The organism is Clostridium bornimense, from assembly GCF_018917145.1.
In the GTDB taxonomy this organism is placed as follows: domain Bacteria; phylum Bacillota; class Clostridia; order Clostridiales; family Clostridiaceae; genus Clostridium_AN; species Clostridium_AN bornimense_A.
This window is the reverse complement of the sequence record NZ_JAHLOD010000036.1, coordinates 17,597-32,936: the sequence shown is the minus strand read 5'-3', so window position 1 is coordinate 32,936 and position 15,340 is coordinate 17,597. Positions and strand designations below refer to the sequence as shown.

Annotated in this window: 16 protein-coding genes and 2 pseudogenes; 10 read left to right on the top strand and 8 right to left on the bottom strand. The window is 29.3% G+C overall.

Features of this window, described 5'->3' with window-relative positions:
- Positions 1-162: 162 nt before the first annotated feature.
- Together KQI30_RS12135 and KQI30_RS12130 are read right to left on the bottom strand one after the other, a co-directional pair.
- On the bottom strand, positions 163-2,799 hold the full coding sequence (locus KQI30_RS12135; protein ID WP_216463616.1) for a M6 family metalloprotease domain-containing protein: 2,637 nt from the start codon (positions 2,797-2,799) through the stop codon (positions 163-165).
- A 202-nt stretch (positions 2,800-3,001) separates the two neighbouring features.
- Positions 3,002-4,702 carry an ABC-ATPase domain-containing protein gene (locus KQI30_RS12130; protein WP_216463615.1) on the bottom strand — a complete coding sequence of 567 codons (1,701 nt, stop codon included), beginning with the start codon at positions 4,700-4,702 and terminating at the stop codon, positions 3,002-3,004.
- A gap of 479 nt (positions 4,703-5,181) precedes the next feature.
- Here KQI30_RS12130 and KQI30_RS12125 point away from each other — a divergent pair, with 479 nt between their 5' ends.
- Genes KQI30_RS12125 through KQI30_RS12105 form a run of 5 tightly spaced genes read left to right on the top strand, consistent with a single transcriptional unit; the run spans position 5,182 to position 9,643 of the window.
- The gene (locus KQI30_RS12125) at positions 5,182-6,321 is read left to right on the top strand and encodes an ABC transporter substrate-binding protein (RefSeq protein WP_216463614.1); all 1,140 of its coding nucleotides are present in this window, start codon (positions 5,182-5,184) and stop codon (positions 6,319-6,321) included.
- A gap of 20 nt (positions 6,322-6,341) precedes the next feature.
- The gene (locus KQI30_RS12120; RefSeq protein WP_216463613.1) at positions 6,342-7,217 is read left to right on the top strand and encodes a branched-chain amino acid ABC transporter permease; all 876 of its coding nucleotides are present in this window, start codon (positions 6,342-6,344) and stop codon (positions 7,215-7,217) included.
- Between the two features lie 9 nt (positions 7,218-7,226).
- On the top strand, positions 7,227-8,174 hold the full coding sequence (locus KQI30_RS12115; RefSeq protein WP_216463612.1) for a branched-chain amino acid ABC transporter permease: 948 nt from the start codon (positions 7,227-7,229) through the stop codon (positions 8,172-8,174).
- A 1-nt stretch (position 8,175) separates the two neighbouring features.
- Positions 8,176-8,946: an ABC transporter ATP-binding protein gene (locus KQI30_RS12110; protein ID WP_216463611.1), complete on the top strand. Its 771-nt coding sequence runs from the start codon at positions 8,176-8,178 to the stop codon at positions 8,944-8,946.
- Entirely contained in the window at positions 8,939-9,643 is a 705-nt protein-coding gene (locus KQI30_RS12105) for an ABC transporter ATP-binding protein (protein WP_216463610.1), read from the top strand. Before KQI30_RS12110 ends, KQI30_RS12105 begins: the two co-directional genes overlap by 8 nt.
- 206 nt (positions 9,644-9,849) lie before the next feature.
- On the opposite strand, the gene KQI30_RS12100 is transcribed toward KQI30_RS12105, so the two are convergent.
- On the bottom strand, positions 9,850-10,164 hold the full coding sequence (locus tag KQI30_RS12100; protein WP_216463609.1) for a DUF805 domain-containing protein: 315 nt from the start codon (positions 10,162-10,164) through the stop codon (positions 9,850-9,852).
- A 190-nt stretch (positions 10,165-10,354) separates the two neighbouring features.
- On the opposite strand from KQI30_RS12100, the gene KQI30_RS12095 reads away from it, so the two are divergent.
- The gene (locus KQI30_RS12095) at positions 10,355-10,858 is read left to right on the top strand and encodes a GNAT family N-acetyltransferase (protein WP_216463608.1); all 504 of its coding nucleotides are present in this window, start codon (positions 10,355-10,357) and stop codon (positions 10,856-10,858) included.
- Here KQI30_RS12095 and KQI30_RS12090 read toward each other — a convergent pair whose 3' ends face one another.
- Positions 10,859-11,770: a ribonuclease Z gene (locus KQI30_RS12090; protein ID WP_216463607.1), complete on the bottom strand. Its 912-nt coding sequence runs from the start codon at positions 11,768-11,770 to the stop codon at positions 10,859-10,861.
- A gap of 92 nt (positions 11,771-11,862) precedes the next feature.
- Here KQI30_RS12090 and KQI30_RS12085 point away from each other — a divergent pair, with 92 nt between their 5' ends.
- Positions 11,863-12,618, top strand: coding sequence for an exodeoxyribonuclease III (locus KQI30_RS12085; RefSeq protein WP_216463606.1), 756 nt, complete (start codon positions 11,863-11,865; stop codon positions 12,616-12,618).
- Positions 12,619-12,650: 32 nt separating this feature from the next.
- Here KQI30_RS12085 and KQI30_RS12080 read toward each other — a convergent pair whose 3' ends face one another.
- Positions 12,651-12,809, bottom strand: coding sequence for a DUF1540 domain-containing protein (locus KQI30_RS12080; protein WP_216463605.1), 159 nt, complete (start codon positions 12,807-12,809; stop codon positions 12,651-12,653).
- Between the two features lie 51 nt (positions 12,810-12,860).
- The gene (locus KQI30_RS12075) at positions 12,861-13,547 is read right to left on the bottom strand and encodes a cyclic nucleotide-binding domain-containing protein (protein ID WP_216463604.1); all 687 of its coding nucleotides are present in this window, start codon (positions 13,545-13,547) and stop codon (positions 12,861-12,863) included.
- Positions 13,548-13,654: 107 nt separating this feature from the next.
- Here KQI30_RS12075 and KQI30_RS12070 point away from each other — a divergent pair, with 107 nt between their 5' ends.
- Both KQI30_RS12070 and KQI30_RS12065 read left to right on the top strand, forming a co-directional pair.
- Positions 13,655-14,077 carry a DMT family transporter gene (locus tag KQI30_RS12070; RefSeq protein WP_216463603.1) on the top strand — a complete coding sequence of 141 codons (423 nt, stop codon included), beginning with the start codon at positions 13,655-13,657 and terminating at the stop codon, positions 14,075-14,077.
- Positions 14,078-14,090: 13 nt separating this feature from the next.
- A complete protein-coding gene (locus tag KQI30_RS12065) occupies positions 14,091-14,534 on the top strand; it encodes a DMT family transporter (protein ID WP_216463602.1) in 444 nt (147 codons plus the stop codon).
- Positions 14,535-14,650: 116 nt separating this feature from the next.
- Here the strand turns inward: KQI30_RS12065 and KQI30_RS12060 are convergent.
- Positions 14,651-14,800: pseudogene (locus KQI30_RS12060) on the bottom strand (Rrf2 family transcriptional regulator); the annotation flags it as partial.
- Here KQI30_RS12060 and KQI30_RS12055 point away from each other — a divergent pair.
- On the top strand, positions 14,731-15,051 hold the full coding sequence (locus KQI30_RS12055) for an NAD(P)H-dependent oxidoreductase (RefSeq protein WP_367397855.1): 321 nt from the start codon (positions 14,731-14,733) through the stop codon (positions 15,049-15,051). The pseudogene KQI30_RS12060 and the gene KQI30_RS12055 sit on opposite strands and share 70 nt — an antisense overlap.
- A 94-nt stretch (positions 15,052-15,145) precedes the next feature.
- Here KQI30_RS12055 and KQI30_RS12050 read toward each other — a convergent pair.
- A pseudogene (locus KQI30_RS12050) lies at positions 15,146-15,337 on the bottom strand (LD-carboxypeptidase); the annotation flags it as partial.
- Positions 15,338-15,340: the final 3 nt, after the last annotated feature.

The window sequence follows — 15,340 nt, the reverse complement described above, 5'->3', positions numbered from 1 at the left end:
TAACTTATAGTATTGGTCGGCAAACCTACTATTATTTTACATCGGAGGTTTTTTATTTTCTACGTATAGCTAAAAGCTTTTTAGAACCACAGGTCGAACCTGTGGTATTCATTAAACAAAAATAAAAATGACAATCTTATTTTACTAAGATTGTCATTTTTACTACTTAACTCTTTCAAAAACCCATTGTTGATATGACTTTGAATTACTTTTCCATTGTTGTACATTCGCTTTTCTAGCTTTACTTCCATCTTTTACTTCAATTACAGACTTATCTCCACTAATTCTAGTGTGTATTGTAAACACACCATTACCAAGATACTTAAATTTAAACTGTTGATTTTTAGCATTTTTATCGTTATACAATATTACATTTGTACCATTAGTACTTTTCTTTCTTTCAATATCTACTACCCTTTTCGCACTTCCTACTTGTGATACTAATTTAAAATATCCATTTCCTGTACTTACAGCTTTAAATACTTGAGCATCTTCTCCATTAGCTGGAAGTTGTTGAATATTTGTATTATTTGCATCTTTACCATCTTTTACATCTAAATATTGTCCACTATATACATTTTTAAGTCTATAACATTTACCATCTTCAACTTTTGTTACAGTTGATGTATTGTCATCAGTATCACCTGTTGTATCTGTTGTATTTCCATTAGCGACTTCTCCATAAACTTTCCACTCAACTATACCTGTAGATGATCCATTGTTTGAATTCATTTCTACGGCTATAGTATCTGTTGTTATAGTATCAAAAGTAGTTGTATTGAACTTATTTATGTCTATACCTAATCCTTTTGCATTCGATACATACTTCCAATTACCATTGTCCATATACTTTATCTTATATGAAGATGGCACATCTATTCCTAAATTATCTTTGAACCAATATAAATCGCATTTTGATATTTTGTACTTTTTATCAAATTTATATTGTACCCATTGAGTATCTGTTTCAGGCCAATTTCCATAAACAGCATGATTTCTATCATTAGAACTTGTTGGAGCAAATCCGTCATTTAATGCTGCTATTGATTCCCAAGATGAACAATAAGATGTTGTTACTTTTGCTTTTGCTGCTATATTACCATCATCAATTGTTGTATCGTTTCCTGTATTTGTATTACTATTATCAGTTGTTGTATCATCTTTAGTTGTGCTATCTTTATCAGTATTACTACTTGTACCCTTTCCTGATTTAACAAAAGTCATAGTTTCTCCTATAGCACTTATATTAGATATATCTAATCCAGATGAAGTTTTATCCCACCATTTAGAATTTGGACTACTGCTATCGTTAAACGTATCATTATAACCCTTATGGAATAAGTCTCCATCAGCTCCAACATTTATTTTGTTTTCTAGTTCCATTTTATTATCTGCTTGTACAACTGAAAGTTGATAATGTCTTGCTTTTGATGATGCTTGATTAGAATTACTTCCATCTTCATCTACATGCCAAATCATAAGACCTTCATCTGGCATGCTTTTATATCTTCCATTCTTCTTAATATTTTCAATTAAATAATATTCATTTGAACTCTTACCTGACCACTTATATACTGGTTGTGTTCCATTTGTGCTAGAATTTGCTGTTAATTTATTTCCATCACTATAAGAATTTAAATCTATTACTGTATTCCATCCTGATATTACATTTCTACAATATGGATCTGGTGGTGCTGGATTTTTAGGATCTGACAAGTATGACATAAGACTATATGTACCACATCCACCAGTTTTTCCTGTATAATCATATAAATCTGGATATCCAAAAAGTAGATGTCCATTTTCATGACAAATAGTATCTAGTGATAACTCATTTCCTATATTACTCAATTGATACAATTGAACTTTTACACCATTTGATGTAAATGCATTAGGAAGATATCCTTGATGAGGCCATAGTCCTCTTGACCATCCAGCATCAGCATTTCCTGCATAAAGTATATTTACCCCTCTTACAACTCCATTAGAATCAGTAGTTAATTTTGAAAAGTCAAAGCCTGTTGATTTCAACCAATTTAAAGCCTCATTAACTAATTCTAATGCCTTACTATAATCACTTTCATTTACATTGTCATAATAAGATTTAGGATTTCTAGCAGTATAAAATTCAGTTATAGTATTTTCATAAGTAACTTTTCCTCCTGATACATCATAAAAATAATCTTTAACTGATCCATTATTAGAATATCCCTTATATCCAGTTTTATTAAAAAAGTTATCTATTTCTGATTTTGATACACTACTTTTTTGATCTGGAAAATCTATAATAAGTGCTAATCCATTAATCTTTTCAGTTGTTGTATAATCTGATTTTGCCTTAGCACTTGTAGTCATAACCTCTTCTGCTACTTCTTCTCTAACATCTGCATTAAGCTCTTCTTTTACTTCTTCTCTTTGCTTGTCCATATATTTTTTATCTATTTTTTCGTGTTTAGATAACTTTTCTTTATTACTAAATAATCTTTTAATAACAGATGGATCTTCATATTTCTCCCCTTTATAAACTTTATCTGTAGCAATATATTCTGAATTATTATCGTTAGTCTTTGCATAACAAATCCATCCTTCTTCATTTCTGCAAAGAGTATATCCATCCATACTTTCAATATGTTGATAATATTCATCTCCAGTAATCTTTACTTTTACTTCTGTATTATCTGGTTGTTTTAATGTAAATTCCTTATTCTTATAAACTGATGCACTAGCTGTACCACTTATTCCTAAACATAATATAGCTGTGATAACAATTCCAAATAAACTTCCTCGAAACTTTTTCATACACATCCTCCTTTTTTACGTTTTTCTACATTTTTCTATCTTCTTCCTATTTATACCTTTTTGCTGTGTGTTTTTTATGAAGATTTTTACTTTTTTAATACAATTTCAGCCTTTTTTTATATAAAAAAAGGATATTGCAAAATTCTTTGTAGAATTTTGTAACATCCTTTTGCATTTTTTATTCAATTATTATCCTATATAATTATATCTTTAACTTTCTATATCTATTATAAGCTGCCATTATTTCTTGCTTTCTTGGCATAGCTAAACTTCCCCATCCACCTTTCATTTTCTCTATAGATATCAATCCTCGTTTATTTATAGTATCAATAATTAAGTCTACCATTTCATCAAACTTTAAATTTCTATCCATAATATTTTCTTCTGTCCATTTCATAATAGATCCTATTGCATTTAATTGTTCTCCATCAACTATTTGTTCCACAGCTCTTAAATCAATACTTTCTTTATTTATAGAAAGTCCATCTTTTCCCATAGTCTTTATCTTTATACCTTTATAACTACTTTCTATAGTTCCCTTTTTTATTTTTCTATTAAAATTAATATTCACTTTGAGATTTTTTTCTTCTACTCTTGCTAAAATCGTACCTCTCATTAAACTTTTAGCTTCAATTGTTACATCCTTAGCTTCATAATTATCCATTTGAATAACACAATCTGCCACATCAAAAAAGTCTCCAGAACTTCCTACTACCATAATTGTAGATATATTTTTTTGACTATATAAAGGTTTCACTACCTCTATAAATGTAGTTATTGGCTCTTGCTCTTTTGCTACTAGCTTTTGCATAAGATCGTCCCTCATCATAAAATTAGTTGCAGAAGTATCTTCATCAATTAATAATACATTAGTCCCACTTTCTATAGCTTCAACTATATTGGCTGCTTGTGATGTACTACCACTAGCATTTTCCGTAAAGAACTTCTTTGTATCCTTTCCGCTAGGTATATTATTAATAAATAAAGATATATCATCACCAGTTACTGCTCGTCCATCTTCCGCTCTAATCTTAAATGCAGTATCATCTGTTATAACAAACTCTCTTCCATCTCCACTTATATGATTATATACTCCGACTTCTAAAGCTTTAAGCAATGTGGACTTACCATGATATCCACCACCAACTATAATTGTTATTCCCTTTTTTATACCCATACCTTTGATAATACCTTTATTCGGTGTATTAAAAGCTACCTCTAATGTCTTTGGAGATACAAAAGGTATTGCACTCTTTAAAGGCTTATCTGATACGCCACTCTCTCTTGGTAATATGGACCCATTGGCTACAAAAGCTATTAATCCTTCTTCTTTCATTTTTTCTCTTATAAACTGTTGATCTTCACTTAATTTAACTTTATTAATAAGTTGATTTTTATTTAAGTTATTATATATTAAAGAACTTTCTACTATAGAAGGAATTACATTGTATATTATCTTTTCTAATTCCTTTGCAAGTACGCTTCTCCCCCTAGCAGGAAACCCTACATAAAATCTAGCTTCTATTTTTTCTCTATCTATAATTATAGCTGTTCTCTCTAAAACCTCTTGTGTACATTTACTTATAGATATTAATCCACTCTTACCAGATCCAAATATTTTTTCACCTTTCTTATATATATTGGAGTAAAATTCTCTTGTTATATAATCTGCAACAGCTATATTCTTATGTTTTTTATCAATAAGCTCCATCGGTATTTTAGCTACATTTTGATCTATTATAACTCTAACTCTTGATGGTGATGCAAATGGATCTCCTTGTACATGATCTATACTTAAAATATAATCTTTAAACTTATATTGCCCTTCTAAATCCTTATAAGCTTTATATCCTCTTCCATCGATACTAATTAACTTTTTTCTTAACTCTTCTGAACTTCTCATTTTTACACCCTCTATATAAATAAACTTATTTTTATAATCATGCTTATAATTTTATCATAATAAAATTAATTATCACATATTATATAACTGTTTTATATCTTTTATCCCATCTATGTATTTTTATAGAAAATGCTGTCAATATTCCTTCATTAATTTCACAAATGACGCCTTTCCTTTCATTTCTTGCAAATTCATCACCTTTTGAAAATATTGGTTCTTATTATCCTCACATACTAAATCTTATAATAAAATACAGTATATTGTAAACGAACACCATATTCAACTTACGCTAATTATGCTCTATAACTCAATTTCATAAATTTATATATATTAATTTTATTCTTCATTAATTTCATTTTTTATCCTTGTATATATTGTATTATTGTGATAAATTTGCTAATATTGATGTTATAATAATTTTTAAATTTGAAATTATATGTTAGTATTCTTTCATTTTTAATAAAAAGGGGGCAATTATTATGAAAAAAAAATTATTATCAATGCTAGTAGTAGCTACATTATCACTAACAGCTTTAACTGGATGTGGCTCACAAAAATCTGAAGATGAAATTTTAATTGGGGGTATAGGACCATTAACAGGAGATGCTTCAAGTTATGGTACTTCAGTAAAGAACGGAGCTGAGCTATTCTTAGAAGAATACAACAATAACGGTGGCTTCGATGGAAAGAAAATAAAACTTCTTTTTGAAGATGATGAGGCTGATGCAACTAAAGCTCTTAATGCTTATGATAAGTTAGTAAATAAAGAAGAAGTTTCTATGATATTTGGTGCAGTTACATCTGGTTCAAGTACTGCTATAGCAGACAGAGCAAAATCAGACCAAATACCAATGATTTCTCCAACTGCAACAGAACCTAATATAACTAAAAAAGGTGGAGAATATGTATTTAGAGGTTGCTATATAGATTCATTACAAGGTGAAACTTTATCTAAATATGCTATAGAAGATTTAAGTGCGAAAAAAGCTTCTATATTATATAACGTTTCTTCTGACTATTCTAAAGGTATTGCAGAAACATTTAAGAAAAAGTTTGAGGCTGCTGGTGGCGAAGTAGTATCTTTCGATTCTTATAACAGTGGTGATAAAGATTTTAGTGCTCAATTAACAAAGATTAAAAACTTAAATCCTGATGTTTTAGTATTACCTGATTACTATGATACTGTTGGACTTATCACTGATCAAGCAAGATCTGCTGGTATTACTGCTCAATTCCTTGGCGGTGACGGATGGGATTCTCCTAAGTTATTTGAAATTGGAGGAGATTCTGTAGAAGGTGCTATATTTGTTAATCACTACTCTCCAGAAGATGAATCTGAAGACGTTCAAAAATTCGTAAAATCTTACAAAGAAAAATATAATGCTGATCCAGATGCTTTTGCAGCTTTATCTTACAGTACTCTACAAGTATTAACAAAAGCTATAGAATCTGCTGGTTCTACTGATGCTGATGCAGTAAAAGATGCTCTTGCAAAAACTGATTTAGATACAATTACTGGTCATGTTACATTTGATAAAAATAGAAATCCAATAAAGAGTGTATCAGTAATAAAAATTCAAGACGGAAAACAAACATTAGTTAAGAAAATAAATCCATAATCTATGAAGGAGGATTTAACATGGAACTATTGCAACAACTTACTAATGGTCTTTCACTAGGGTCTATTTACGCTTTAATAGCCCTAGGTTATACCATGGTATATGGAATAATAAATTTAATTAACTTTGCCCATGGTGATATATATATGATTGGTGCCTTTGTAGGTATATTTTGTGGTTCAACATTAAAACTTCCACTAATTCCAACATTATTATTATCAATGGTTGCATCTGGAATACTAGGAGTCTTAATCGAAAAGATTGCTTATAAACCTCTTAGAAATTCTCCTAGAATAACACTACTTATAACAGCTATAGGAGTATCTCTTCTATTAGAGAATGGAATGGTATATTTAGTAGGACCTGACACTAAGGCTTTTCCAAAATTACTAAGTACAAGTGTCATAAACATTGGTAGCCTATCAATTGACACATCAAAAGCTTTAACTTTAGTTGTATCAATCATCCTTGTAATTCTCCTTCAATTTATAGTGTTTAAGACTAAGATAGGTAAAGCAATGAGAGCTTCTTCTTATGATATAGAGGCTGCTTCTTTAATGGGTATTAACGTAAACACTACTATTTCTGCAACTTTTGCTATTGGTTCTGCATTAGCTGGTGCAGCTGGTGTTTTAGTTTCTTTAGCTTTTAACTCTGTTGGACCTTATATGGGAGTTGTCCCTGGACTTAAAGCTTTTATAGCTGCTGTACTAGGTGGAATCGGAAGTATCCCTGGTGCTCTTATAGGTGGTATCCTTATCGGACTAACAGAAACTCTTACAAAAGCATATATTTCAACTACACTATCTGATGCAATTGTATTTGGTATCTTAATAATAATCTTACTAGTTAAACCATCCGGAATACTTGGTAAGAAATCTAATGAGAAAGTGTAGGTGATATAAATGAAAAAATATAAGAACCTCTTAACTTGGGTCGCATTAATTGTAGCCATGTATATACTTCTTAGTCTTCTTATGTATTCTGGAGTACTTAACAGATATTATTCAAGAATATTAGTTACTTGTTGTATAAATGTAATCTTAGCTGTTTCATTAAACTTAATTACTGGATTTACAGGTCAACTTAGCTTAGGTCACTCTGGATTTATGGCAATTGGTGCCTATACTTCTGCTTACTTATCAACAACAACAAATATACCATTTTTAGTTTCTATATTAATTGGTGCCTTATTGGCAACTGTTATAGGATTTATTGTAGGACTACCTACTCTTAAGCTTAAAGGAGACTATTTTGCTATCGCAACTTTAGGAATATGTGAAATTATAAGAGTTTTAATAACAAATATCGATGCTCTTGGTGGTGCTAGAGGTTTATCTGGTATTCCTCGTGAAACTAATTTTACCCTTGTATACTTTGCTATGGTATTAACTATAGTTATTATTGCCAATATCATTCATTCTTCTAAAGGTAGATCTATGATCGCTATTAGAGAAAATGAAATTGCTGCTGAAGCAATGGGTGTTAACACTACAAAATACAAAATAATGGCATTCTTAGTTTCTGTTTTCTTCGCAGGAATTGCTGGTGGACTTTTTGCTCATCACAATGGATTCATTCAACCAACAGCATTTAACTTCTTAAAATCAATTGAAATTTTAACTTTTGTAGTTCTTGGTGGTATGGGATCTTTATCTGGTTCTATCATTGCCGCTATTGTTCTAACTATATTACCAGAAGCACTTAGAAGCTTTGCTGACTTAAGAATGATATTCTACTCTTTAGCATTAATAATTGTTATGATTTTTAGACCTAAGGGGTTATTTGGCAATATGGAAATAACAGATGTACTTAAAAAATTCAAAAAGAAATCTAAAACAAAGGAGGTTTAACATGTTAGAGGTAAAAGATCTTACAATAAAATTTGGTGGACTAGTTGCCGTATCTAATTTTTTTCTAAATATCGGTGAAAAAGAAGTTGTAGGCCTTATTGGTCCAAATGGTGCTGGAAAAACTACTGTTTTTAATATGTTAACAGGAGTATATACTCCAACCTCCGGAACAATCTCCTACTTAGGAGAAGATATCCAAGGTTTAAAACCTTATATAATTACTTCAAAGAAAATAGCTAGAACTTTTCAAAATATAAGACTATTTTCTGATTTATCAGTTTTAGATAATGTAAAAATTTCTTATGATTATAAACTTAAATATAATTTACTAGATTCTATTTTAAGAACACCTAGATTCAGAAAAGAAGAAGCTAAAATGGATGATGAAGTTAAAAAACTTCTTAAAACATTTAACCTTCTTGATAAATGTTATGAAAAGGCAAGTAATCTTTCTTATGGTGAACAACGTAGGCTAGAAATAGTAAGAGCATTAGCTACCGGACCAAAACTTTTACTATTAGATGAACCAGCAGCTGGTATGAATCCACAAGAAACAGCTGAATTATCGAATTTAATAAAGTGGATTCGTGATACTTATGATGTATCTATATTACTTATTGAACATGACATGAAACTAGTTATGGGTATATGTGATAAGATAACAGTATTAGATTATGGTAAAGTAATAGCTGTTGGCTCTCCAGATGAAATAAAAAATAATCCTAAAGTAATTGAAGCTTATCTAGGAGAGGAGGTCATGGTAAATGCTTAAAATAAATAACTTAGATATTTTTTACGGAGGTATCCACGCACTTAAAAATATAAACTTAGAAGTAAAACAAGGTGAAATAGTAACTCTTATAGGTGCCAATGGTGCTGGTAAAACTTCTACTCTTAGAGCTATTTCTTCATTAGAAAAACCTAAGAATGGTGAAATATTATTTAATGGAGAAAATATAACAGGTATAGCACCTCATAAACTTGTTGCTAGAGGTCTTAGCCATGTTCCGGAAGGTAGAAAAATCTTTGCAAATCTTTCTGTTATGGAAAACCTTGAACTGGGAGCTTATCTTAGAAAAGATAAAAAATCAGTTCAAGAAGATTACGAAATGGTCTTCGAAAAATTTCCAAGACTAAAAGAAAGAATTAAACAAAATGCCGGAACTCTTTCTGGTGGTGAACAACAAATGTTAGCTATCGGTCGTGCTTTAATGAATAGACCTAAAATGTTACTTCTTGATGAGCCATCTATGGGATTAGCACCACTAGTAGTAAATGACATATTTGACACTATCGTAGAAATAAATAAAGCAGGTACTACAATACTTCTTGTAGAACAAAATGCTAATAAAGCTCTCTCTATTGCTGATAGAGCTTACGTACTTGAAACAGGACGTATAACACTACAAGGTACTGCTGATGAACTTTTACATGATGATAAGGTAAGAGCTGCATACCTTGGAGAATAAAATTAAAGAGGATGTCGTTTAATACGGCATCCTCTTTTTTAGTAGTTATAAATATCACTACTTCTGCTGTACTCACCTAACTCTAAATGTTTGTTGTGCAACTCTCAAATTTGCATTGTGAATTAACCTATGTACTTATAAAAAGAACTGTTGATAATAATTCCACACTTATTAATGCAACATTTCCTTTACTTTATAAACATTATTTAGTATTTAGATGGCATTAATAACAATATAAATAAAACTATTCCCCCTATGCTTGGTATTAACGGTATAAATATCCATCCCCATCCTCTTCCTGAATCTCTCAGTCTCCTCACTCTAGCAGACAAAATTCCTATAACTAATGCTATAGCAAGAATACTTCCAATAATTAAAGATATTATACTATCCTTTTCTATTAAAAATGCTACTACACCTCCTACTAAAAAAAGATTAACTAAGTATCCAAGCCAAAATTCACCTCTACGTGATGTTCCTCCAAAATCAAAAATTCTTCTCCAAAACGTAATAATCGCCATTTTCTCACCTCTTATATATTCCATAATGTCATTATACAAAAATATATATTAATTTTTTGTAAACTACAGTCGAAAAAATATTACTTTTATGAGATATATATGTAAAATTGTTCATATTTTATCCGCTTACTATATTTTTTATATACAATATGATAAACTCTATTTACATATTACTAAGGAGGAAGCTTATATGGAATTTAGAAAATCCCTACAATCAGATGTGAAAAATATCTTAGGTATAATAAAAGAAGCGAAGGAATACCTTAAATCTAATAATATAGATCAATGGCAAGAAGATAACTATCCTACTGCAGAAACTTTTCTAGATGATATAAATAATGGTACTTCTTACGTATTAGTTAAAGATGATGAAGTTGTTGCTACTGCTTCTATTTCCTTTGATATAGAACCAACATACAAACATATCGAAGGTAATTGGCTTACAACTGATAATTATATCGTTATCCATAGAGTTGCTGTTACAAATAAATTGAAAGGTTTAGGCTTAGCATCTATTATTTTAAAAAATGCTGAAAACTTAGCTTTAGATAATAATGTTCATAGCATAAAAATAGATACCCACAGTGATAATAAAGCTATGCAAAAAGTTCTGCTTAAAAATAACTTTACTTACTGCGGGATAATACATTTAGAAGATAATAGTTCTAGAATCGCTTTTGAAAAAACATTTTAACTATTCTTTAAAGGTTAGATTAAGTTCTAACCTATCTTCACCTATAATTGTATTTTTAAAAACTTCAATGGCGTTATTAATATATATTTCCGGAGAGTCCATTGCCGTACTAAAATGTGTTAATAATAACTTTTCTACCTTCGCCTTTTTTGCTAAAGTTGCTGCTTCTCTAAATGTCATATGTTTGTTCTTAATAGCTTTTTCAATATCTCCATCATCGCCATAAGTTCCTTCACAAACTAATAAATCACTCTCTTTGATAAATGGAACCATTTTTTCTGTTGGTCTTGTGTCTGTTATCATTGAAATTTTAATACCTTTTCTTTCTACTCCTTTAACCATTTCCGGAGCATATCTCTTTCCTTGAAATTCTATTTCTTCGTTGCTTTTTTGCAACTTAGACCACAACTGTTTAGGTACTTCATTTTTTATAGCTTTATCTACATCAAATTTTGCCATCCTTTTAAGATAAAAACTATATCCTATACATGGTGAAGAATGATCTACTTCTAGTGTATCTATTTCTATTTCATCATCATAAGCTAACACCGTTTCCTTTGGATTTTCTATAACATTAATCTCATAAGGCAACCAATTTGCTATAACTCTTAATCCTTTTACTGCTTCTGTTATTCCTATAGGTCCTATAATTGTTAATGGTTCCGTTCTTCCACTATTACCTATAGTGCCAAGTAATCCCGGAAGACCTACAATATGATCGCCATGAATATGTGTTATACAAATAATATCTATAGTCTTAAATCCAAGATTGCACATTCTCATAGAAACTTGAGTACCTTCACCACAATCAACAAGTATTTTTCTTCCCTTATAACTTATACAAAGTGCAGAAAGATATCTATTTGGCATAGGCATTCCACCACCGCACCCTAGTAATGTTAAATCTATCACTATATCACCACCTTACAACTTTATATATATCTTTATCCAAATGCATATACTATAATCATATTATACATATAATTTATACTAAGGAGATAATTATGAAAAAATTAATTTCATGGAATGTAAATGGGCTTAGAGCTTGTGTAAAAAAAGGATTCTTAGACTATTTTAAAGATGTTGATGCCGATATATTTTGTATACAAGAAAGCAAATTACAAGAAGGACAAATAGATTTAGACCTTGATGGATACTATGATTACTGGAACTATGCAGAAAAAAAAGGGTATTCCGGAACTGCTATATTTACTAAAGAAAAACCTATTAGCGTTTCTTTAGGGCTTGGCATTGAAGAACATGATAAAGAAGGTAGAGTTATAACATTAGAATTTGAAGATTTTTATATGATAACTGTTTATACACCAAATTCTCAAGATAAATTAGCAAGAATAGATTATAGAATGTCATGGGAAGATGCCTTTTTAAACTATCTTAAAGACCTAGAAAAAAATAAACCAGTAATCGTTTGTGGTGATTTAAACGTAGCACATAAAGAAATTGATTTAAAAAATCCAAAATCAAATAGAAATAATCCAGGTTTTAGCGATGCTGAAAGAAATAAATTCTCTACTCTTTTATCTAACGGATTTATTGATACTTTTAGATATTTCAACCCAGATAAAGAAGGGGCATATTCTTGGTGGTCATACAGATTTAATTCTAGAGCTAATAATGCTGGATGGAGAATTGACTATTTTCTAACTTCAAAATCCTTAGAATCCCATCTTGTTAGTGCAGATATCCATACTGAAGTTTTTGGTTCTGATCACTGTCCTATAGAATTAGTAATAAAATAATAAAAAATCCAGCTATTACGCTGGATTTTTTATTATTTTAATTCAAATGATTTACAATCTGTACATTCTGGAACTTTAGGATTTGTTTCATGTGTTCCTACTAAAATTTCGTTTAAAGTACAATATTCTGCTGCAGAATTATTGTATTTACATTGTTGAACTGTACATTTAATACTTGGATTCTTATCCATATTTAACACTCCTTAATATCAATTTCAACAATATTTTGTGTTTTTTTAACGTTATTTATACAATTCCGAAGATAAATTCTTAAGAATTTCAACTTCCATTATTTCATAATAACCTGATCTTTTCCTTAGTATTCCTTTATCTATCAAATCTCTTAATGTTCTAAGGAGATGCCTATAACTCGTTGCTAATAATTCTGCCATCTCTGTTAAATTTCCATAAAATCTTAAAGAATTATCATTATGTCTTTCACTAGTAGCTAATATATATCCAGATACTCTATTTTCTAAAGGATATAACAAATTTATTGATCCATTTATTGATGATTGTTTTAACTTATTACTTATTGTTTCACAATTGTACCTTAAGTACTTTGAATCTTCTAATAATATATCTCTAACTTTATTAAAAGATAATGCTATACAATAAGAATCTTCTACTACTTGAATATTAGTCATAGCTTTATTTAGAGAAATTATCTCCAAATCTCCTAAAATCATTAATGGACGATAAAAACATACCAATAACGATTTACCATTTTTTAAAACAGTATATACCTTTGCTTTTCCTTCCACAAAAAAATACAGATAATTTATCTCCTCATTTTCCTTGCATATGTATTGATTTTTTTCAAATAATATTAATTCCATATATTCTTTCATATCATTGGAAAAGATATTATTAAGATTATATTTATTTATATATTTTTCCTTAAGCTTTTCATTATTAACTTTTATCATAAATCCTCTTCTTCTAACTAAAACTTCATAGTTACTATGACATATGTCATAGTAACTATCAATAACTTTATGATAAATTTATACTAAAATACTTAGGAGGATCATACATGTACAATTTACTTTCAATATTTATAGGTGCTTTAATAGGCCTTATGGTTTATTTTAATGGAATCTTATCTATATACTTAGGCAATTACACCTCTAGTGTTATTGTTCATCTTGTTGGACTTATTGGTATTATACTAGTGCTAATTTGTACAAAATCAAAATTGAAATTTGATAGAAGCATATCACTGTTTTTGTATAGTGCCGGAGTAATCGGAGTATTCACCGTATTATTTACCAATATAGGTTTTATGTCTGTTGGTGCGTCTTTAACAATAGCATTATCACTATTAGGTCAAACTATATCTGCAATTATCATTGATCATTATGGATTACTAGGTGTAAATGTTATTAAATTTAATAAGAAAAAGTTAATTGGACTTTCTATCATCACAATAGGCATCATAATTATGACTATTTACTAAAAGGAGATTTTCTATGTTTTATATATTTATAGCAGCACTTTCCGGAGTATCCACTGTTATCTCCAGAATAATAAATGCTAACTTATCAACTAAAATAGGAATGTATCAAAGTACATTTTATAACTTTTTAACAGGATTATTATTTTCAATACTAACATTACTATTTAGTAAGGAATCTTTTAGCGATTGCCTTCCTATATTAACTGCTATTCCTATAACTGCCTATTTAGGCGGATTAGTAGGTGTTGCTTCTATATCAATATCAAATTTTGTAGCACCTAAGATATCAGCTTTTTATATGGCATTACTTATATTTGTAGGTCAATTATTTATAGGAATAATTATAGATTACTTTACACTAGATATATTATCCATCGGAAAAGTCGTAGGTGGAATTATCGTTGTAATTGGATTAAGTTATAATTTAATGTTAGATAAAAAATCTAGTACAAATTAAAAACAAAGTATACATCTACCTTATAAACGAAAAATAGTAGCTCCATATCGTAATTGGATGCTACTATTTTTTATTATTATTTTAAATTAAACTACTAACAAAATTAATTTCTAAGGTTATCTTGATTTAAACCATTCAAGTGTAGCCTCTTCTACATCTTTTGGAAGTATATCATTATACACTTCGTTGTATAGCCATGCTAATGTTTTATTACTTAAATATTTTTTCATTTCATTTTCTGCTTCTAACATTACAACTTTTATCAAATATAGCTGCTGATATAATTTTGATATACAGCCCACTGCATAATTTTAATGTTACATCAAAATTCAAGGACTATATAGATAACATATTTATTCCACGAAAAACTTTCAAATATACAGAAGAAGGATCTGTAGGCTTATTATCTAATAATAAAAAAGTTGCTTATATCCAAAGCAGTGGTGGTGATTACAGTACTGAACTAAGATATGTAAATGCAGATATTTCAACACTATATGTAAGAACAGCTTTCTAATTATTATAGAAAACTGTTTTTATCTTATTACATAAATTTATTCTGATATGAAAACTTATAAAATCCTCTACAAATTAAATTTCTCTTTTAAATTTTATAATACACCTGATTCTAATATAGAAAATCTCATATTATTACAATCAATCTCTGCTAATGCTCCATATGGAATTATCATCATTGGTTCTGTATGCCCAAAATTCATATTATACATTATTGGCAAATCTCTTAACCCCAATTCATCCATAATAACTTTTTTGATTACATCCTTATATTCAAGTAATATTTTTAT